Origin of the sequence: Saccharospirillum alexandrii, assembly GCF_043641555.1 — a bacterium.
Classification (GTDB): Bacteria; Pseudomonadota; Gammaproteobacteria; order Pseudomonadales; family Natronospirillaceae; genus Saccharospirillum; species Saccharospirillum alexandrii_A.
On the sequence record NZ_JBHZRJ010000001.1, the window covers coordinates 1024886 to 1044382 of the forward strand.

Annotated in this window: 17 protein-coding genes; 6 read left to right on the forward strand and 11 right to left on the reverse strand. The window is 50.5% G+C overall.

Annotated features, from left to right (window positions below; translation table 11 throughout):
* The 5 genes from ACHUE7_RS04380 to ACHUE7_RS04400 form a co-directional block, all read right to left on the reverse strand.
* The gene (locus ACHUE7_RS04380) at positions 1 to 804 is read right to left on the reverse strand and encodes a retron system putative HNH endonuclease (RefSeq protein WP_394168915.1); all 804 of its coding nucleotides are present in this window, start codon (positions 802 to 804) and stop codon (positions 1 to 3) included.
* A complete protein-coding gene (locus ACHUE7_RS04385) occupies positions 801 to 2183 on the reverse strand; it encodes an AAA family ATPase (RefSeq protein ID WP_394168916.1) in 1383 nt (460 codons plus the stop codon). Before ACHUE7_RS04385 ends, ACHUE7_RS04380 begins: the two co-directional genes overlap by 4 nt.
* Positions 2180 to 5752, reverse strand: a complete 3573-nt coding sequence (locus ACHUE7_RS04390) for a helicase-related protein (RefSeq protein ID WP_394168917.1) — start codon at positions 5750 to 5752, stop codon at positions 2180 to 2182. Before ACHUE7_RS04390 ends, ACHUE7_RS04385 begins: the two co-directional genes overlap by 4 nt.
* Positions 5749 to 6699 carry a helix-turn-helix transcriptional regulator gene (locus ACHUE7_RS04395; RefSeq protein ID WP_394168918.1) on the reverse strand — a complete coding sequence of 317 codons (951 nt, stop codon included), beginning with the start codon at positions 6697 to 6699 and terminating at the stop codon, positions 5749 to 5751. The genes ACHUE7_RS04390 and ACHUE7_RS04395 overlap by 4 nt, the downstream gene beginning before the upstream one ends.
* A 592-nt stretch (positions 6700 to 7291) precedes the next feature.
* On the reverse strand, positions 7292 to 7981 hold the full coding sequence (locus tag ACHUE7_RS04400; RefSeq protein ID WP_394168919.1) for a hypothetical protein: 690 nt from the start codon (positions 7979 to 7981) through the stop codon (positions 7292 to 7294).
* A gap of 795 nt (positions 7982 to 8776) precedes the next feature.
* Here ACHUE7_RS04400 and ACHUE7_RS04405 point away from each other — a divergent pair.
* The 3 genes from ACHUE7_RS04405 (at position 8777) to ACHUE7_RS04415 (ending at position 11752) form a co-directional block, all read left to right on the forward strand.
* A complete protein-coding gene (locus ACHUE7_RS04405) occupies positions 8777 to 9736 on the forward strand; it encodes a DUF932 domain-containing protein (protein ID WP_394168920.1) in 960 nt (319 codons plus the stop codon).
* Positions 9737 to 9828: 92 nt separating this feature from the next.
* Complete coding sequence (locus ACHUE7_RS04410) at positions 9829 to 10860, forward strand: YqaJ viral recombinase family nuclease (protein ID WP_394168921.1); 1032 nt, start codon at positions 9829 to 9831, stop codon at positions 10858 to 10860.
* Positions 10861 to 10873: 13 nt separating this feature from the next.
* Entirely contained in the window at positions 10874 to 11752 is an 879-nt protein-coding gene (locus ACHUE7_RS04415) for a recombination directionality factor (RefSeq protein ID WP_394168922.1), read from the forward strand.
* 229 nt (positions 11753 to 11981) lie between these two features.
* Here the strand turns inward: ACHUE7_RS04415 and ACHUE7_RS04420 are convergent, their stop codons facing one another.
* The 4 genes from ACHUE7_RS04420 to ACHUE7_RS04435 are packed head-to-tail and all read right to left on the reverse strand — an operon-like array spanning position 11982 to position 15141.
* The gene (locus ACHUE7_RS04420) at positions 11982 to 12707 is read right to left on the reverse strand and encodes a DUF6602 domain-containing protein (RefSeq protein ID WP_394168923.1); all 726 of its coding nucleotides are present in this window, start codon (positions 12705 to 12707) and stop codon (positions 11982 to 11984) included.
* Positions 12708 to 13655 (reverse strand): AAA family ATPase, encoded by a 948-nt coding sequence (locus ACHUE7_RS04425; protein WP_394168924.1) that lies wholly within the window; start codon positions 13653 to 13655, stop codon positions 12708 to 12710.
* The gene (locus ACHUE7_RS04430; RefSeq protein ID WP_394168925.1) at positions 13655 to 14170 is read right to left on the reverse strand and encodes an HORMA-1 domain-containing protein; all 516 of its coding nucleotides are present in this window, start codon (positions 14168 to 14170) and stop codon (positions 13655 to 13657) included. Before ACHUE7_RS04430 ends, ACHUE7_RS04425 begins: the two co-directional genes overlap by 1 nt.
* Before the next feature lie 5 nt (positions 14171 to 14175).
* The gene (locus ACHUE7_RS04435) at positions 14176 to 15141 is read right to left on the reverse strand and encodes a CBASS oligonucleotide cyclase (RefSeq protein WP_394168926.1); all 966 of its coding nucleotides are present in this window, start codon (positions 15139 to 15141) and stop codon (positions 14176 to 14178) included.
* 187 nt (positions 15142 to 15328) lie between these two features.
* Between ACHUE7_RS04435 and ACHUE7_RS04440 the strand changes: the two genes are divergently transcribed.
* From ACHUE7_RS04440 to ACHUE7_RS04450, 3 genes are all read left to right on the forward strand, one after another.
* Positions 15329 to 15652, forward strand: a complete 324-nt coding sequence (locus tag ACHUE7_RS04440; RefSeq protein ID WP_394168927.1) for a helix-turn-helix domain-containing protein — start codon at positions 15329 to 15331, stop codon at positions 15650 to 15652.
* A complete protein-coding gene (locus ACHUE7_RS04445) occupies positions 15649 to 16518 on the forward strand; it encodes an ImmA/IrrE family metallo-endopeptidase (RefSeq protein ID WP_394168928.1) in 870 nt (289 codons plus the stop codon). Before ACHUE7_RS04440 ends, ACHUE7_RS04445 begins: the two co-directional genes overlap by 4 nt.
* A gap of 401 nt (positions 16519 to 16919) precedes the next feature.
* Positions 16920 to 17471: an SOS response-associated peptidase family protein gene (locus tag ACHUE7_RS04450; RefSeq protein WP_394169156.1), complete on the forward strand. Its 552-nt coding sequence runs from the start codon at positions 16920 to 16922 to the stop codon at positions 17469 to 17471.
* Here the strand turns inward: ACHUE7_RS04450 and ACHUE7_RS04455 are convergent.
* A complete protein-coding gene (locus ACHUE7_RS04455) occupies positions 17468 to 18490 on the reverse strand; it encodes a DinB/UmuC family translesion DNA polymerase (RefSeq protein WP_394169157.1) in 1023 nt (340 codons plus the stop codon). The two genes, ACHUE7_RS04450 and ACHUE7_RS04455, sit on opposite strands and share 4 nt — an antisense overlap.
* A gap of 45 nt (positions 18491 to 18535) precedes the next feature.
* Positions 18536 to 19495, reverse strand: a complete 960-nt coding sequence (locus ACHUE7_RS04460; RefSeq protein WP_394168929.1) for an arsenic resistance protein — start codon at positions 19493 to 19495, stop codon at positions 18536 to 18538.
* Between the last annotated feature and the right edge of the window lie 2 nt (positions 19496 to 19497).

The window sequence follows — 19497 nt, forward strand, 5'->3', positions numbered from 1 at the left end:
TCAACCTTGAAATCCTGTGTCATTTAAGTACTGCTCAGCTGTAGTACCTAGGCAAAAACGAATAGTCGTAAAAAAAACTGGCCATTGCTGTCGAAAGTAGCGATTGGCTAATTCGTTGAGACTCTGCTCATGATTATTGCCTTGTTCACGCAATTTCTTTTTATTTCGTTCAATATTCCAAATTACTCTTAGACGTGCTTCACAAAGGCGGTCACAGTTTAAATTCAACATGTCGATGGTGTTTTGAACCAGTGAGCGAGTGTTTGGGTGCTGATTGTTCTCAATCTCAATGACATTGCATTGTTCATCATCCGGTAGCAGCCTTCCGGTACTCCTCTCTAAAAAGAATAGCCGCGGGAAGGCAGGTATTTCTTTGGGATTAATAATCCACCCTTCACATTGTTCATGGAGACTGCCGGACTGAATCATCTTGTCCTTGTAGGCATCGCAGCTCAGATTTTCTTCAAGCGGTTCCATCGTGTAGGGCCGAGCTTGATGACGCTGAGAACCACCCATGCATACTGCCAACATATTCTCCCAGTCTAGAGTCCAGTTATGTGCCACAGATTTGTCAGATTTTGGATGGAAGTGTTCAACCCTGCATCTGAGTGGTCCATTACTGTGAATTCCGACTTCGCAAAATGAACATAGGCCACCTTGTTCCTGACTCAGCCTATGTCGCACGATGTTATAAGCTATCCTGCCCTCTCCATCATCACGCATTTGTTTCCATGTGCTTAAGGGGTGTTTTCTCCGGAATTCTGTTAACTCTTGCGGCTCGCCTAAGATTGTTACACGCTTCACTTACCCAGCTCCCATTTGCGATTTTCTATTTGAAGATCCGCATCTAGCAGCGCAGGCTCATAGCCCTGATATCGTTCATCTAGCAAGTTTCTTAGCTCTACCGCACGAGGGCTACTCCATTGGTCCCGATCAACCAAAGAAAGATATTCCTTTAATTCCTTTGTAGCCCGGACTGCTGGGGGGCGGATTTCCTCTAGCCCAAGAACTTGCTTAAGCAGGCGCTCTGGTTCAGCTCCTTCGGTTCCAGGCGGAGCCCCATGGACCTTATTGTCTCGCAGAATTCGAATGTAATCAGACGGTACAGTTGTAAGCACTTGAGGGCTGTGTGTTGTTACAATAAATTGGATTTTCGGGAACGCTTCCCGAAACTGTCCAAGTACAACTTGTTGCCAGCGTGGGTGCAGGTGCATATCTACTTCGTCAATCATAATAACACCTGGAGTTTTTTGGGCCGCTTCCACTCCTAAATGGGGATTAAGTTTGATGCACCGGTATGCAATATCGCCCACCATAGCTAACATGCTGCGAATCCCGTCACTGAGCTGTTCGGCATCAAGAATACCATGGTCATCGTGATGTAAAATTAGAGACTTCTCGCGACTTACGCTATATTCAAGTGAATACCAGCCTGTCATAGGTTGGAGGAATGAATCAGTGGCCCTTTGTACTACTCGTATTCGGTCATGTGCTGCTTCTAATTCATTTAGATTGGAGCGTCCTTCCAGTTTGTTAATCTGCTGTTCACGCAGACTCTCGAAAGCCCAAGTGAACCACTCTTTAAAGTGCTTGTAAGAGGATGCTGGGTCAAGGCAATTTAAGTATGCGAAAGTGCGTATATAGAAATTTGGATCTCTAGTGTCATCTTTACCTTTCAGGTTATGCCTCAATTGTTTTTGTGCCCAGAGCCTTCCTGTGCCGTAATAGCCGAAAACCGGAAGTTCTTGACTTTGTGCTTTGTCATCACGAACTTTAGCTTGAATTTTGGACGCCCACTTTTTTAGCTTAGCAGTGTCTCCATCGTCTTTCGTTTTCGTTGCTCTAGCTTCTTTATCACGGTATCGAATCCACTTGGATGTCTCGCCATTCCCAAAATCTCCAGTGGCTTCAATTTTAGCAGGTAGTTGGCGTGCCATATCACTGCTTGACATGCGTTTCATTCTAACGTCGTTGATGGCAATAGCGTTACCTGGGTCATTAAAGGTCGATCTTGCTAAATCAAAACTGCTGACAAACGGCCACAATGCAATCCGGATGGCATCAAGCAGTGTTGACTTACCTTGACCATTCTCTGCCACTAGAACGGTAAGGTTCTCGTTGAGATCAATCTCAATATCTGAAAAACAGCGGAAGTTTTCTAAACGCAGTTTATCGATTCTCATGCGCCTGGCTCCAAGGGTATTGCTTTTGATATCAGAAATTTTAGTTCATAGTTAACAGAAGGAACACCAAAGTCGGGCTCAGTTGTAAATGGGTTTTTCACGTAGAACGGGCCTTCATAGCTGTTGCCGTCCACAATCACGATGGCGAGCCAGAACTTGTCGGCCTGATTTAGGGCGTACAGAATCTCATTACGGCTGACTGTGATGGTTTCCTGGCCTTTAGCACGGCCTTTGACTTCGATATGCCGGTCTGGCAGCAATGAGCCGTCTGAATTCGCCGGGAGCCTAGACGTAATGTCCCAGCCGCACTTCTCGGCGGAGACATCTTTGACTGTGTGACCCAAAGCCTGCTCATGATCTGTAACTGCTTTCATAGCTACCTGTTCGATACGAGCCCGAGCCTGTGCATCGACGGTGAAAGGGGTTTCGCCATTGCGCATGGCCAGCAAGCCTTGAGGAATGACCAGAGCACCGCCGATCACGACCGGGGTGCTGGACACCACGCTTTTCATTGCATCTAGTTCACTTTTTCGCTGGTTCAGGCGAGCTGTAAGCTCTTCCGCTCTACGTCGGAAATTCTCTGGTTGAAGGCGTGGTTGCTTGCCAGCTGCTACATCCTCGTCCAACTTTATAGCCTGGCCCGAAAGGTAGTTAATTTCTTTGACTAGCCGCTCATGAACTGCAGCATGGATTTTGTCAGCCTGTAGTTCCCGCCGGGTTTTCACTTCGTTGTAGTGCTCTGGCACAAGATTTTGAGAGGCGTGATTGAGAGCGAGACCCTCTAGGTTTCCAGTTATCCATGGAGCATTTAGAATATCCTGCACCACATTGAGATCTGATGCATCAATAGGCTGCAAGTCGAGATGAGGTGCCCACCCCCCATGGAAAGCTTCACCATGCTGGTCGATTTCCACAAACTGTAACCGACGAGAGGCGACGATTGATTTTCCGCTGTCTTTGTCTCCGCCGTCGCTCATGCCCTCGCGAATGGTGTGATCCACCATAAAGAGAATCTTCGGCTTAGTGCCCTCGTCATTCGGATCTACGAGCACTGCACCTTGCTTGAGTTTGCTGCGGTGCGCCTGAAGAATCAGGTCGGTTGCAGCGTGCATCAACGGGTGACTAGGGTGGATTAAATCGGCCATGGGCTTGCCCGGCACTCGGACAAGCTGCTTTTCGAAACAGATTCTTTCGTACTTCTTAAGCACGGGAGTACGGCTTTCGCCAATAATGCGGTCCCGTTCACGTATTGCTGCCGGTACATGACGGACCTCGTAACGGCCTGCTTCTCTGGATCGCATTTCTCCGCTCAGAGTTTGGAAGGCTTCAGTGAAGAAGGCGCGGATGAAGTAAGGCTGGAGCTTGCGGGCTTCGGCCTTTTCCATCTCCTCCTTCACAGCGTATAGGTCTTCCAGAGACATGTGCTGCTCTACAAGGGCATTACGGCGTATTATTTCCTTCAGATGCTCTGTGTCCAGTGCTCCGTCAATCACTTGGTTGAGTTTGTCTTTCACCTCGGGCGATTCGCCATAGCGAATAGCTTCGATTAGCAGTTCTTTAAGGGATTTGTTCTCGAAGGCTTCTCCCAGAATATCGAACACCTTGCCGCCTAGAGCCTGTTTCTCGATTTCTAGCTTGTCGAACAGCTTTTGGAATACATCGCCTTCCCGAGTCTCATTGGCGACCAGGTTCCACAGGTGACAGACTTCGGTTTGTCCGATTCGGTGAATCCGGCCAAAGCGCTGCTCCAACCGATTTGGGTTCCAAGGCAGGTCGTAATTGACCATGAGACTGGCGTTTTGCAGGTTCACACCTTCACCGGCGGCATCCGTTGCCACCAGTACTAACAGGTCAGGATTGTTGCGGAATTCTTCCTGGGCCCTGCGTCTAGCGTCGCGGTTGGTGCCACCATGAATGGTAAGGACAGCGCTAGGATCACCTAGTAGTCCGCCAATGCGTTGAACAAGGTAATTTAGTGTGTCTTTGTGTTCGGTAAATATGATGAGCTTGCGGCGGCTACCACCGGATGTGTACATCTCTGGTCGGTCTTGCAACAGGTGGGAAAGCTCTTCCCACTTTTTGTCGTTGCCAGACTGCACCACGGTCATAGCCTGATATTCCAGGTCTTGCAGAATTACGATTTCCGCTTCCAGTTCCGGAATGGTCTCAGCAGCAGTGGCTTGATCCACTACTTGGTCCACTACCATTTCATACTCTTCGGCACTGAGCTCTTCATCCATCTCATCAATGTTGTCAGGCACATCAATTTGCTTGGTGATCTGATATTCGCCCAGAGTTTCTGCTACGCTGTTCTGCCTAGTTTTTTGAAGGCCCTCACCTCGTGCGACCAATTTCATTTCGTCCAAGCGTGTTTCCAGGCGCTTGCGTCGACGCTTCAGCGACTGATAAATAGCTTCTGGACTGGAGGCCAGCCGGCGTTGCAGCATGGTCAAAGCAAATCCAACGTTACCCTTCCGCTTACCATCGAGATTGTCTGCCCGATTCATTTCGTTCCGGACATAGTTGGTGACCTCCGCATAAAGCTCGGCTTCGGCATCAGACAGTTCATAGTTTGCGGTGTATGCTCGTCGTTCTGGGAAAAGTGGTTTTCCGTCGAACTTTAGTAGTTCTTCTTTGACCATACGACGCATCATGTCGGAGACATCGACCTTGTGTGCACCTTCACGGAACTTGCCGTAGAAGCGGTCGCCATCCAAAAGGGACAGCCAGATCTGGAAGTCCTCTTCCTTGCCGTTGTGTGGCGTTGCAGTCATCAGGAGAAAATGACGAGTTATTGAGCCGAGCATTTCGCCGAGTTGGAACCGTTTGGTTTTGTTGACTTTATTGCCAAAGTAATTTGCTGAGAGCTTGTGTGCTTCGTCGACAATGATCAGGTCCCACTCAGTATTCTTGAGTTTTTCCTGGAAATCTTCGTTGCGAGATAGCTGGTCTAACCGGCATATAAGTTGGTCAGCTTCATCAAAGAAGTTACCAGAGGCACATTGTTCCTGCTTTTCACGGCTAAAAATCTCGAAGGCGACTCCAAACTTCTCCAGCATTTCGTCTTGCCATTGTTCGGTTAGACCGCCAGGTGAAACGATCAGGATTCGCTTGGCATCTGCGCGCATAAGCAGTTCACGGATCAGCAAACCTGCCATAATGGTTTTGCCGGCACCTGGGTCGTCTGCCAGCACAAAACGCAGGGGCTGCCGGGGTAACATGTGCTCGTAGACTGCTGAAATTTGGTGCGGTAACGGTTCGACGTTGGAGGTGTGTACGGCCATCATGGGGTCGAACAGTGCTGCTTGGGTGATTCGGTAGGCTTCCAGGCCGAGCTTGAAGTCAGCGCCCGGAGCATCAAAAGCCCACGGGCGGCCTGCTTCTGCCAGTTCCAGGCGAGCTTCGTCGGAACGAAAAAGCATCTGCTCGTTCAGGTGGCCCTGACTGTCCTTGTAGTAAATCGTGAGCGCATGCTCACCCACCATTTCAGTTTGTATAACCCGGACAACTTCGTTGCCCTGCACGCCGCGAATCTGGGCGTCTTTTTTGATGTCTTCAAGTTTGATCATTCAGCATCACTCCATTCCATGGTTGTCAGTACGGCTTCACCATGACCGCCTGTTGCTGTGTCCGTGATTCGCTTAAAGCCGGGCGCAATGACCAGGTTTTCCACACCATATAAAGTTTGATGATTTTTAAGCCAGAGATGGTACTCGGACCCGTTCAGTTCGTGGTTCTCTGAACAATCAATATTCCAGCGACGCAGGACGTAGCCAGCAACAGCGGCGCGCACCTGAACTTTTAGTATTCCCTTGTGCATGCCGTATTCATGCTGGATGGTTTCTGGGTGCTTGAGCTGTGGGTGGGGGACCAGGTGCATTTCCACGATGCGGTTCCACTGTATATCAGCTTCTTTGCTCTCGTAATTGCCCAGAAGTTTGTCTTTCACTAAACGCGGCTTGGTAATGCGATTAATGACGAAATCGGTAAATCGTTCCCGTTTTCGGTCGAACGCCCGGACATGCCACCGAAGGCCGTTGTCCACCAAAGCAAAGGGGGCGATCTCTCGGCTAGTTGGTCCGCTGGAGAGAGATCGATACTGAACATGCAGTACTTTCTTTCGATGAATCGCCTGGCTAACAGCCGCTAGAACATCAATTTGCGGAGGATTGAGTTGGGTGGGCGACTCTGCTGTAATCAGCGGGCGATGAGTGCCAACATAATCATCACCCAAACCCTGGCTGAGTGCAGCTAATACCTGGTTTTGAGAGCAACTGAATAGAGGCGTGAACCCCTGGGTAGGATTGTAGATTTTAGCTTTGGTGTCGTACTCAAGGTTGTTAGGCGCCAATTCCTTGTACAGCGAAAGATCTCTAGTTGCCGCAGCCGCCTTGACTCCAAACCGGTTAGACAGATCAGCACGGGACACCGCCCCGAGGAAACGGAGTTTGAAGTCGATGTGAAACAGGCGTTCTTTTTGAGCCTGGCTGATGTTTTCCAATTGGGTACTGGCCATGTGAGCACCTACAGAATATCTATTGCTAAGTTAACATGCTGGCAGATACTGTGCCACATAAGACCGAATTTGAACACTAGTCATCATCAAAATGAGGTTGACCAGCTCCCTTTTTAATGTTTTGAGGGTTTGAGTTGACAATAGCAGTTGTATATTGAACGAGGTGGGCTAGCTGAGAGTGGCTCATAGTGAGAATTTTTGCCTGGCAACGCGATTTTGACGAATCCACGGTAAGAGGAGGAAAATTCTGCGGTCTACCGCTTCGGGCCTAATGCTTGGCGCAAGTTAGTCTTTTTTTTGCAACTGCGGTCGAGAATTGGCAAAATCCATTGACGTTCTCGGCTGAACGTAAGCGAGTCAGTCTAGTTGTCTGAAAATGATCTGGAGGAGAAGATCTCCATTTTGAAGCTTACTGATCTTGTTCCTCGTAATTCCATATGGAACCAGCAAGGCCCTGAAGGTTCAAGCTTAATAGAAAAAACGAGATTGGGGCTACCCCTGAAGCCTCCAAATTCAAATTATCCATATTAAATAGTCAATGAATAGTGCGTTTTTAAACTTGCTATGCTAGCGGCCTAAATTTATGGCAATATCAATTCTCTTGATCGAATATTACTCTGCAAGATCTTCTGCTATAGCTTTCAAAGGAATCATAAATGTATTTAAAGTATAGTTTTGCATTCGACGCGTTCGCTACCCACTTGTTATCTGTTATTCCAAGACTGTATTCCCCGTATCTTCTTTGAATAATTACTTCTTGCAATCTATTTGGCAGGCTGTTTATCTCGCAGCCGTTATGAACATAAGAATTTCTTAATTGTGACAAATCGTTTAGTAACAGTTTGTCTGCTCGACTCTGGAAAATACCAATGTTCAAATTTTTTTTAGAGTGATTTTCAACACTTTCAATAAAGCTTTTTCTTGGCTCCTTTTTGAACTTTATTTTTCCTTTCTTGGTTTCAAAAAATTTGAAAATTTCTTGTATGCTACTTTCATACGTGGCGAATATGGATACAAGTACGCCACCCCAGATAGTGTGGGATAGGTATTCTAAGCCATCCTCTTCAGGTTGAGCTAACTCTCCTTCCATTTCTCCTTTCTCTACAGGATCTTCAATCGTTGGTATTTTTGCTTTAAGTCTCTGAATCTTCTGCGCATGCGTAAACTCTAGAAATTCTTCGATTTCATTTATGTAGTCCCGCATTGTCTTGAATCGATAGTCGATACTGGGGAAGCCATCCATTTTTTCCATTACGTGATCAAATATGTCTTCAAATTCCATACTAGACTCCAAATTCTCCAATGCATCGATACATGACTTTTTTCGATTTAACCTGAATTTTATTTGATAATGCTTTATGCAGTCATTAATATCACTTCTCATTGAATGTATTAGTTTCGTGAACTCTCGTTTTTATTCTCGCTTACTGTTCTTGAAATATTTTACTTAGGACAAGCTTAAGATCTTTGCCAGTATGTTCCTTAATAAGTGAATTATTAGATATTTTACCTCAATCATTGCCTAGCAGCACCTCATCGATTCAACGGATTAATAAGAATATATCACTAATATGAACCCGGTGTCCTTACATCGGTTTATTCACTTTTTAATAGGTGTATGCATATGGAGCAGGAATGTCCACGTTGCCAATCCACACACATTGGCACAAACGACTATGGCCGAAAGTCGGCAGGAGTCATCGGCACAGTAGCAGGTTCCATCGGTGGCTTCACAGCTGTTGTTGTAGGCGCTCGCACTGGTGCACAAGTAGGATTAATCATAGGGCCGCTTGGAGGCGCCTTAGGTGGGCTATCTGGTGCTGTCATCGGCGGCCTAATCGGGGGCGTTACCGGCGCTTCCGCAGGCTCAGCCCTGGGCAAGGTGGTTGACGACAGAATCCTTGATAACTATCGGTGCCTGAGCTGCAACTATCACTTCCGAGGTCCCGAGCCGGAGCCCATTACCTACACGCACTAGTCCTATCCCTTTAATCACTTTCTAACTTGATAGCATCGCTGGCTTGGGGGCTTAAATGGCCTCCTAGCTGGCGATGTCCATTTATCGAGGTATTTCATTATGGCGCACTTAGTTGAAACCATGGCCTACACAGGCAAAACCCCCTGGCATGGCCTGGGCAATTCACTGTCACCCAATCAACCACTGGAGGTCTGGGCTGATCAGGCGGGCATGAACTGGCAGATCAAGGAATCCGATGTCTGCTTCATTGCCGGCAACAGCGGGTACCTAGGCGAAATACACCCCTTCTCCGATAACAAAGTGCTCTATCGGTCCGACAGCAAGGAGCCACTCTCCGTTGTCAGCCAGCGCTATAAGGTTGTTCAGCCTGGTGAGATCCTGGAGTTCTATCGGGATCTTACCGAAAAGTCCGGATTTGAGCTGGAGACGGCGGGCGTGCTCAAAGGTGGCCGAAAGCTCTGGGCACTGGCCAGGACAGGGCAATCCGGCAACCTCAGAGGCGTCGATCAAACCGATGGCTACGTTCTGCTGGCCACTGCGTGCGACGGTTCCATGGCCACGACCGCTCAGTTCACGAGTGTTCGAGTGGTCTGCAACAACACTCTGGCCATCGCCCTTAAAGACAAAGCCGCCTCAGTGAAGGTGCGCCACAACACTCAGTTTGACGCCCAGCAGGTCAAGCAACAGTTGGGGATCTCGGTGTCTGCCTGGGATGACTACATGTATCAGTTGAAGGCACTCAGCGAGCGGAAGGTGAATGCACGGGATGTCACTGCCTTTCTGGAGGCTGTCTACAGCGATGTAGCTGAAGGCAACCGCACAACCGTCAGCGAACGGGCGCTTTCACGCTCTCTGGAGCTCTTTGAGGGCCGGGGCATGGGTGCTGAGCTAGTCACATCCAAGAACACCGCTTACGGGCTCTTGAACGCCGTTACGGAGTACGTTGACCACGAGCAACGGGCCAGGAACTCGGACTACCGTCTGGACTCAGCCTGGTTTGGGAAAGGTGCATCGACCAAGCAGAAAGCCCTGGACCAAGCCCTGAAACTGGTCGCGTGATCACCAACAACACCCGCTCAACGACCCAAAAACCATTATAAGCCCGCCGAGACGCAGTCCGGCGGGTTTTATTTTGTCTGGAGATTACCGTTATGACGACATCAACCTCAAAAGACCGTCTGTACCGACCACAATCCCGGCGCGCTGCCGTGCGCCTGGTTTCTACCAAGAACATGAGCCGAAACGCCTGGCTATCGGTTCGCAAACAAGGCATTGGTGGCAGTGACGCGGCGGCGGCCATGGGCCTCAGTCCCTACCAGTCTGCCCTGGAGCTCTGGATGAACAAGACTGGCCGGACTCCCAACGGGGAGAGCGAACGCGTTCTTGGCCGACGAGCCCCCATGTACTGGGGAAATGTGCTGGAGCCCATCATTGCCGAGCAGTACAGCAAGCTCACAGGGCGCAAGGTGCGCCGCGTGAACTCAGTACTGCAGCACCCGGATGAAGATAAGCGCTGGATGCTGGCCAACCTCGATTTTGCCATTGTCGGTAGTGAAGACACTCATATCCTGGAGTGCAAGACCGCTGGTGAATTCGGGGCCAAACACTGGCGCGACGGCGTCCCGGACTACGTGCAGTGCCAAGTGCAGCACCAGCTTGCCGTCACCGGCAAACAAGCAGCAGATGTGTGCGTGTTGATCTGCGGTCAGGAACTGCAGATTCACCGCATTGAGCGGGATGACGAACTGATCGCCGCGATCATCGTAATGGAACGGGACTTCTGGCAACACGTTCTGTACGACACACCGCCGGAGCCGGACGGCTCTGAATCAGCCGCTGAAGCACTGCAACGTCTCTACCCCTACGACAATGGCTCTACCCTCGACTGGCGTGATAATCCGGAAACTAACGGGCAGTTCACCCGTCTGGTTGAAACACGCTCCAAGCTGGAGACGCTCAACCACTATGAGGCCATGCTCAAACAAGCCCTACAGATGCAACTGGGGGAAGCTACCAAGGCAAATCTCGATGAGGGGCACGTAACCTGGCGGCGTAGCAAGGACAGCACCAGCTTGAACACCAGCAAGCTGCTGGAGAAGCAACCGGAACTGCTTAAGCAGTACCCGAAAACTTGCAAGGGTTCACGCCGGTTCCTGATTCACACTAAAGACATCACCCACTAAGCAGGAGGCCGTCATGATTAAAGGTCTGGCAATATCACCGCCCACTATCGGGCGTATATCCATTGGTAGGATGGTTGAGCACAATGGCAATCGCCTGCCCCAAAAGGACGATCAGTTCACCATCACTACCCAGATCCAGGGTAAGGAAGGCTGGTTGATTCACCCGGTAGATGCTGAGTTGCGTGAGCAGGGCAAGAAGCTTCGCACCATTCCGGTCCGGTTGCTGTTCAATGACCCTGCCTTGAACCTACGGGCTGATTACACCTTCTTTGACCGCAAGACGGGTCGGCCAGTGTGTATTGGTGATGGTCAGCAGTGTCGAAGGCTGACTAATGAGGGGATGGAGTCACTGCCCTGCCCAGGTCCATTGCAGTGTGAGTTCGGGAAGGGCGGGCTCTGCAAACCCTATGGCCGGCTGAATGTTCGGATTGGTGACGATGATGAAACAGGTACTTACATCTTCCGCACCACGGGCTTTAATAGCATCCGGACGCTGGCAGCCCGCCTACAATACTTCAGTGCCGTCTCAGGGAATCTCTTGGCTTGTATGCCATTGGCCATGAAGCTCAGGGGGAAGAGCACGACTCAGAGCTACCGTACACCCATCTACTATGCCGACATTACGACCCGCGAAGGCATGACACTCAGTGAAACGATAAAGGAGGCCCATGAGCTGCAAGTTCAGCGCCAGGCTATCGGGTTTGAACAGCAAGCACTGGACAATGCTGCTCAGCAAGGATTTGCCAATGCGGTATACGAAGATGATGAGGAGGATCTGGTGGACATCATTGAAGAATACTTCAACGTACTGCCTAAGGATGATCTGAAGAGCAAGCCGGTCAGTGTATCCAAACTTAAGGAAACCTTGGCGGCTTCGAGGAAGGCGTCTTGATTGATTAAAAGTGGCCCACATGGGCCACTAATATTATCAGCTTTAATTTTTTAATTTGGCTATAGGTCTATTAGCATAGATGCCAGCATAGTGCACTAATTACCAACCCGATTTTTGACAAATATTTGGAATTCTGTACTTCATTAGCGGCATAAAATATGAAATTTTTCTCGCTATGGATCCTTACATTTAAAGCAAATCAAGAGTATGACTTTCCAAGAAAACCGAGCTAGCGCGCAAGCCACTGACCGTATGCTTCTATGTCTATCATCGGTACTGTCCCACTGAACTGCAGTTTCGATATTAAATTAAATAGAAAGGCCGTTGCTGCTTTGTTACCTTTTACATAGTGATAGTCATTAGTAGTATCATCGAAGTAGAAATGACCATGAGCAGCCACACACCCTACGTTTAGTTTCCCATCTCCCTGATTCGCATTTAGTACACGATCTAAAGATTCCCCCATCGGTGGGCTCCATTGGCTCTCAAAAGTAAGCAATCCTCCGAGGATAGGAATAAGAGACTTAGAAGGGTAGGTTCCTCCCGCATGAGGAATCGGCAAACTAGTTCGATGTAATCGTCGGACGCTAGCAACTTTCTCCTGTGCGTATTTCACGATATCCGCGTCAGCCGTTTGCTTAGCCTCGAAAACAGCATAAACACTCTCCGCAGGGATGATCGTTTCATCTTCGTAGGTGAATATAAATGGAGAGTACTGCCGATCAAATATCACAACGTCGATCTGCTGACTGAAGTTCCCCTGGCTGTCTACTACATGAGCTTTGGCGGCTTGATATCGTTTCGGTAGATACGCATCCAGCATGCTAATCCAAACAGATTCACTCGCATCGCCTTTCGTTCCAGGATGACCGAATGATTTGCGAGTAGTAGCTAGGCGATGCTGTATATCATCATGCAATGATGAAAGTAACTGAGGGAGTGACCATCGAGTCATTTAATCTTTCCTCGCGACTAGGTCATTGAAAGGCGGTGTTGGTATTATTGTCATAGCCAACTCGATGGCTCGGGATGCTTTAATAGGTCCATGGGGATATGCATCCAAGACTATTGCAGGAAGAAGACGTTGCGTGAGGTCTGAGTATGTGTATCCGTACGGCCGTTTTGCTTGTTCACCCGTGACCTCGACTAAGGCCAATAGATCATCGTTGCTAAAGCCCGTCTCGTTCAAGCACTGTCGAAGGACCTCCAATCGCTGTATTTCGTTGGGGCGCTCGAACGCCAAAATATCAGCCGCGCGTCGGCGAATAGCTGGATCCAGAGCGTTCAGACGGTTCGTGCACATCAGCACTACGGCCGGTAAATGACTATTGGCAAGGCGATCAATGCCACGTATAAACGCATTCACACCTGCGCGGTCTTCGTGGTGCATTTGGTCGGCTTCCCTGGATTGTGCAAGTGCATCGGCCTCATCGACTAGCAAGATCACGCCGCCACGTGCTCTTGCGCCCATTGAAGATTTGAACTTGTTGGCCTCTTGGAAAGCATGTTCGAATGCTGCGGAGACCAGTTGAGTCATTTCGCCGACACGCCCCTGCCCGCGAGATGAAAGACTTAGCGGTAGCAGAGTGATATCGATATCTTCTTGCCGAGCCACCATGTCCCCAATCGTTTCAGCGAGTTCCGTTTTCCCGGAACCGACATCACCTGAGAGAACGACCAGCGGCGGTCGATTTAGCACAGCGTCGAGAAGTCCTGTTGCATGGGCATGATTCTGTTCCTGCCATTTCTGGAGACCTGCTGGATTGATCAGAACACTTAGAACATTGCTCAGGCGCCGAATCTTTTCGTCCATACCAACCAGTCGAGCAAGTCGACTTTGTGAGTCGGTATCGGGAAGAATGGTGGGGCGTTCGAAAAGCCCTGGTGTGCTGTTGGTAGTCATCAATAACTCCTGACAGTAGCGCGGCCCAATGCTCGGCCGCCAGATGAGTACGTCTTGTCGTCGGCGAAATAGCCTCCGCTAACCAAGGGCTCGGGTGCGCCCGTGCGTTGAACGGGCAGTTGCTTTTTGATCGCGGTTCGCTCCTCCTGATTTAGATGGTCCCAAGCAGAGTTGTAAGTGAGATAGCTGTAGAAGAACGCCCCTACAACGTTGGCCCCCGGCCGCACTCGACCTGGATCGTCATCCAATCCATCACCGACCAGCTCACATGCCTGATAACGCAGGGTTGGCTCAATCCAGTCACCATTACGCTTGAAGCCGTAAGTGACCGTGCCAAGATAACCTTGCCGTAGTAATTCCGTGATTTCGCCTTCGAGCAAAGCAATGTGGGCATCGTCTGGCGCACCGTAGAATCGCTGCATCCGCTTCAGATCGGCTGCTACCTTCGCCCCCAAGTGCCGGGCATGCGTCAAAGTGAATGTCTTGGTCTCGGTAGCGGTATAGGAATAACTCATGGTATTCACCCCTGGAAAGCGGAGCCGAAGACCTTCTGCCAATAACGCACGGTCAGCTCCTTGGTTGGTGCCCTAAGGGCGGCATCAATAGCATCGCCAGCGTCTAGCGCTGCATCTATGATCGCTTCTGCATTCTGGGAGGTATAGAGCTTTGCCACGTTGTTTGAGGCGTTGATTGGGTCGAGGATTTGCACACGATCTGTGCACGGAGCCACCGTCGATGCGCCGTAGTAGTCTTCGAATACGATCTGTTCTCTCAAGTTGCTCTCAGCGATATAGGTGAAGAACGACTGTAGCGCTTCAGGGTAATCGGAGATATCGGTACCGTTGTCGACTAGTTTGGCCAGGATCATTTCGATCATGAACGACTTGAAGCGGAATCCTTCCTGTTCCTGCTTCATGCGCCGTGCCCAATACTTGACCAGGCGCACGACCTGAGCGAAATGCGTGGGCTGTGCCTGCTTACGATTACGTGCAAACTCCAGGTGCAGCGGAATGCTAGTTTCCAGAAATGAGCCATCGTCCTGGCTAATGAGATTGCCGCGCCAATCGGGCAATCCTGCGTACAGCACGGGAACGAAGTCCACGTTCAACCCGGTTCCACGGAAATTCACCGATACAGAGTAAGTTTGAGGTTGTACCTGCTCAGGACTGAAGTTTGGGAATGCTTTACGAAGCTTTTCGGTAAGGTAGTTCAGAAGGGCCTGGAGATCATGAGGTGCATCGGAGCCACTGATATAAACGGCCATGTCGATATCGTTGAGTGAGCGCAGGGCCGTACCTTTGGCCAAACTACCTGATAACTGGATCTTTTTCAGCGCAAAGTCTGGATAGTCATTCAGATAGCCCTCCAGCTTATCGCGGAGTCGGCGCGCTTGTGCCCGAAACTCATCAGCCTTATCTTTGGGTAGGTTGACGCGCTCTTCGGCAAAGCGGACGATATCACGGTGATCGATGTGGTCTCTGGACATATGAACATGCTCCTACTGTAGTCAGGTAGGGCTGTCCGATTAGGTCACCTTGAGCGCGTTCAGAAAGCCCGAAAAGTTCGATATAGCGAACTTAATGACATTCTAAAGCGAATTCCTTGATTGTCAAACAAAAAGTTCGGAGTCGTGGTATTATTTGGATTCACATGACTTAATAGGAGGCGAGATTATGGCCACCCGTCTCGGGGAAAAGCTGCGCGAGTTAAGAAAGGAGCGCAAGCTTACCCTTGAAAAGCTGGCAATTACTGCTGGCTTAAGTAAGAGCTATCTCTGGGAACTTGAGAATCGTGAGTCCCAGCGGCCTTCCGCGGAAAAGCTCACTGCACTAGCCGACGCGTTGGGAGTGACTGTATCTTATTTCTTTGAGGAGGATGTTCGCGCTCCGGAAGAGCGACACTTGGATGAAGCGTTCTTTCGGGGCTATCAAAAGCTTGAACCAGAAGCCAAGGATCAGCTTCGTAAGATCCTCGACACATTCAAGAAGACTTCATGACAGGAGACATATGGACGCCACAGCGCGCGGCCAACCGCCTTGTCAGGGTCGTCGAGACCGTCAGCCAGGCCCATGGCATTAACCGGTTCCCTGTGGATGTGCCGCTGCTAGCGCTGGAGTGCGCTAACATTTTCAAATGGACAGACCCGATAACAAAAGTCCAAGCGGCGGCTATTAAGGGCTTTGATGGAGCCTTATTTCCAGGGGAAGGGCGGAAGGAATGGTTGCTCCTCTACAATGATGCAGTGACCTCTTCAGGTCGTGTGCGCTTTACTCAAGCTCATGAACTCGGGCACTACATACTGCATCGGATGAAGAGAGAATCTTTTCAATGCAGTGATGCAGACATGCTGAACTGGTCTCAAGATGATCGCGACATCGAAGCCCAGGCAGACTTGTTTGCCTCGTACCTTCTGATGCCTCTAGACGACTACCGCAAACAGGTCCCCACGCAAGTCGACGTAGACATCCTCAGCGCTTGCGCAGAGCGCTACGGTGTGTCACTGACGGCGGCTATCTTGAAGTGGTTGCAATACACTGATGTAAAAGCTGTTTTGGTGATGTCCAACGATGGCTTTATCAATTGGGCTTGGTCAAGCCAGTCTGCGGCACGAGCAGGTGCATTCTTCCGGACTCGTGGCAATGTTATTTCTCTGCCAGAAGGTTCATTAGCAGCTAACCAGGAAGTTATGCATGATCGACAAGGCACTAAAATTCCCGCAAATATTTGGTTTCCGCATGCCGATCCGCATATTCCACTACGTGAGATGAAGGTAAACGCAACACAATACGATGCTACATTGAGTCTTTTGTGCCTGCCTCGATCAGCTGAGGTTTGGCCGCCATTTCACAACGACGAGGAATAATGAATCGTAGCTTATTCGAGCTACGTCCATCCGTCAGAACATTGTTTGAAACGATGATTATGGATCGGTACTGCCGATACTCTTGCGGTTTTTAGCAATGGTAAAGCACGGGCTGGTATGCAAAGCCTTGTTACACTACATATCAACAAGCTTGGATTCTGGAAACTACGGAGTGAAACGTGATGTGCGGCGCAATCTACAACGTTAACGATCACCCTGCCTTACCCGGGATCCTTTCTGAGGCGGGCTACACCCGGGAAGAGATAGAAAAGATCCTGGGCACTGTCGTTAATCCAAAGCGCGAGTTGCGACCTACTGACCGGGTTCTAAGCATGGTACCCACTAAGGAAGGCCATCAGGTCATGTCCGCTGTGTGATGGCTGAAGCTCGACAAAGATACACTGCAGCCCGATACCCAATGGGCTTCATTCAATTGCCAGTCGCGCCGAATTCTGACATCAAAAATGCACACCATCCCGCCGCGTAGTTATCGGGCGATCGTGTTCGCACGTGCTTTCTTCGAGTGGCAGCCGATCTACCCCGGAGGGCGGCTCTACACGGCGCTGACTCCAGATGAACAGAAAAAACCACCACGGCCCATTGCCAAACACCGTTACCTGATTCACGACCCGGGCAAAATTATGATGCTCGGGGCCATGTGCAAGCACTGGATCGGGCCCGATGGGCAGCCGTTGGTGTCAACCGGGGTTATTACCTTGCCACCCCACCCTGACTTCCTGGACATCCACTACAAGTCGTTTCCTCTGGAGTTGCAACAGAACGAACTCAGCAGGTGGTTGGACAAGGGTATCCCGCATGAAGAATTCGAACCGATGTTTAATCTCACTGATTACAGGCGATCACTGGAGGCGGTTCCAGTAAATGAACCAGCGTTCGAACCTGTCGGAGATCCAGTTCCACTAGTACCAGGTGCTAAGACAAGCAATGGTTAATCCAATCGCGCCCTTGGTACCTCAGTGAAACGTGTGGTGAACCGGGGAGAGAGTCGATCCTGGCGCATATTCGTAGGCCCCGTCTTTGTACCTTCACTGGCGAAAGTTATCGCTCCACGACATTCACTATTCAGTCGGTCGACCAGGCTCAGCAGTGCCTGCCGCTTGGGTTGGTTACTCTCACCCTGAAACAGATCCGGCTGCCGGGCTGTCAATGGGTAAAGGTCCGTCAGCAGAACACCCGCTTTGGCGTACCTGAACCCATCTCGCCATATGTGGTCCAGTAATCGGTCGGCTCGGTTTAGCAGCACACTGGTATCGTCCGTTGGCCAGGGTAATTGCTCGCTTATGCTATTGGAGTAGAAAGGATCACCGGAGAACGGACTGGTTCTAATGAAGATGCTGTATTGCCCGGCCACCATCGATTGGGCGCGTAACCGCTGGCATGCATTGGCGGTATAACGAACCAAGGCCTCCCGCAAAGCGCTGCGGTCGGTAACCCGCTGGCCAAAGGAACGGGAGCACATAATCTGCTGTTGCTCTGGCTGGGCGGTCTCCAGCTCTATACAAGACTCCCCGTTGAGTTCACGGACCGTTCTGGCCAAAACCACTGAGAATTGAGAGTGAATCTGGTTCGGGTCGGACTGCGCCAGGTCCAACGCTGTGTGTACACCCATCTCCCTCAGTCGCTTGACCAGTCGGGGGCCGACACCCCAGACATCGCTCACATCCGTTAGCGCCAACAGTTTCTTTTGCCGCTGGGGGTCAGTCAGGTCGACCACCCCCCGGGTGCCCCGGTACCTTTTGGCAGCCCGGTTTGCCAGTTTTGCCAGTGTCTTGGTTGAGCTGGCCCCTACGCAGACAGGGAGCCCGACGTTCCGGTAGATGGTCTCCCTTATTTGCCGGCACACCGGCTCGACAGAGTCGATACCCGTTAGGTCCGCAAAGGCTTCATCGATGCTATAGACCTCAACCCGGGGTACCAGCGATTCAATTGTCTCCATGACCCGGGCCGACATATCGCCGTTTATGTGGAATAGAAAGTCAAACAATGTTTCAGGGGTCTATGAAGGCTCTGGTATCAATTTACTCGGTACCCAATGCAGGAAGGCCACCATCCCGAACAACTCCACCAACGACTGGAAGACGATAACCACTACGGCGACGTGCCAGGCCTCTGGAAGCGCCAGGGCGATGGGTAATACCACGAACGAGTTGCGCGTACCGAAGCTGAAGGTCAAGGCCCTTGCCGACGGCATAGGCAGTCGGAAAAGTTTGGCTAGGGTCTTGCCGAGAAAGGCTGCAAAAACTAGGTAGGCGATGAAAATCAATAGAACCTGAATCAATACGCCGCTGAGACTTGTGACCGTGGTTACCTGTGAAGCGGCGATTACAAAGACAACCAGTGCCAGTAACGGCACGGGAAGTACAGCCAGGCACTGCACCAGCTGTCTGGCGCGAGCACTTCGATGGCCTAGTCGTTCGGTTACCCAAGCCAGAACTAAGGGCGTCAAAATCAACCCGACGAAGGCGCCGATCAGGTGGCTGCTGAGCGCCGTTTCAAACTGATCCGTGCCGAGGAAAAGCCAAAGATAGAAAGGTAAGGCAAACAACTGGACCACCAAAAGCACGGGCGTGACAGCGATGGCCAGCGCGGCCTCCCCCCTGCCTAGATGCGTAAAGCTGATAAACCAGTCAGTACAAGGCACCAGCAACACCAGCATCACCCCCGCCTGTACCGCAAATGACAACGGCAGCAATGCAACAAAGATCCCCACTATAAGGGGAATAATCACAAAGTTACCAAGTAACAGTGCACTCAGAAAGCGCAAGTCCTTCAACGCTTCTCTGATTCTTGATAACGGGGTTTGAATGAAGGTCGCGTACAGCAGTACACCAAGTAACGGCCATAGCAAGGGTTCAAGCCAGGCCGAGACACCCGGCAGACCCATGCCGAGACCCATGCCCGCCAGAATGAACGAGAGATAAATCCAGGATTGCTGGCGTTCCATCCAGTCGCGCATGG

Excerpts from the sequence above, each read along its gene's own strand:
- ACHUE7_RS04390 (WP_394168917.1), bottom strand. The coding sequence starts at position 5,752 with ATGATCAAACTTGAAGACATCAAAAAAGACGCCCAGATTCGCGGCGTG.
- ACHUE7_RS04395 (WP_394168918.1), bottom strand. The coding sequence starts at position 6,699 with ATGGCCAGTACCCAATTGGAAAACATCAGCCAGGCTCAAAAAGAACGC.
- ACHUE7_RS04385 (WP_394168916.1), bottom strand. The coding sequence starts at position 2,183 with ATGAGAATCGATAAACTGCGTTTAGAAAACTTCCGCTGTTTTTCAGAT.
- ACHUE7_RS04410 (WP_394168921.1), top strand. The coding sequence starts at position 9,829 with ATGACGACATCAACCTCAAAAGACCGTCTGTACCGACCACAATCCCGG.
- ACHUE7_RS04460 (WP_394168929.1), bottom strand. The coding sequence starts at position 19,495 with ATGCGCGACTGGATGGAACGCCAGCAATCCTGGATTTATCTCTCGTTC.
- ACHUE7_RS04430 (WP_394168925.1), bottom strand. The coding sequence starts at position 14,170 with ATGAGTTATTCCTATACCGCTACCGAGACCAAGACATTCACTTTGACG.
- ACHUE7_RS04400 (WP_394168919.1), bottom strand. The coding sequence starts at position 7,981 with ATGGAATTTGAAGACATATTTGATCACGTAATGGAAAAAATGGATGGC.
- ACHUE7_RS04415 (WP_394168922.1), top strand. The coding sequence starts at position 10,874 with ATGATTAAAGGTCTGGCAATATCACCGCCCACTATCGGGCGTATATCC.
- ACHUE7_RS04455 (WP_394169157.1), bottom strand. The coding sequence starts at position 18,490 with ATGTCGGCCCGGGTCATGGAGACAATTGAATCGCTGGTACCCCGGGTT.
- ACHUE7_RS04440 (WP_394168927.1), top strand. The coding sequence starts at position 15,329 with ATGGCCACCCGTCTCGGGGAAAAGCTGCGCGAGTTAAGAAAGGAGCGC.
- ACHUE7_RS04435 (WP_394168926.1), bottom strand. The coding sequence starts at position 15,141 with ATGTCCAGAGACCACATCGATCACCGTGATATCGTCCGCTTTGCCGAA.
- ACHUE7_RS04420 (WP_394168923.1), bottom strand. The coding sequence starts at position 12,707 with ATGACTCGATGGTCACTCCCTCAGTTACTTTCATCATTGCATGATGAT.
- ACHUE7_RS04425 (WP_394168924.1), bottom strand. The coding sequence starts at position 13,655 with ATGACTACCAACAGCACACCAGGGCTTTTCGAACGCCCCACCATTCTT.
- ACHUE7_RS04445 (WP_394168928.1), top strand. The coding sequence starts at position 15,649 with ATGACAGGAGACATATGGACGCCACAGCGCGCGGCCAACCGCCTTGTC.
- ACHUE7_RS04405 (WP_394168920.1), top strand. The coding sequence starts at position 8,777 with ATGGCGCACTTAGTTGAAACCATGGCCTACACAGGCAAAACCCCCTGG.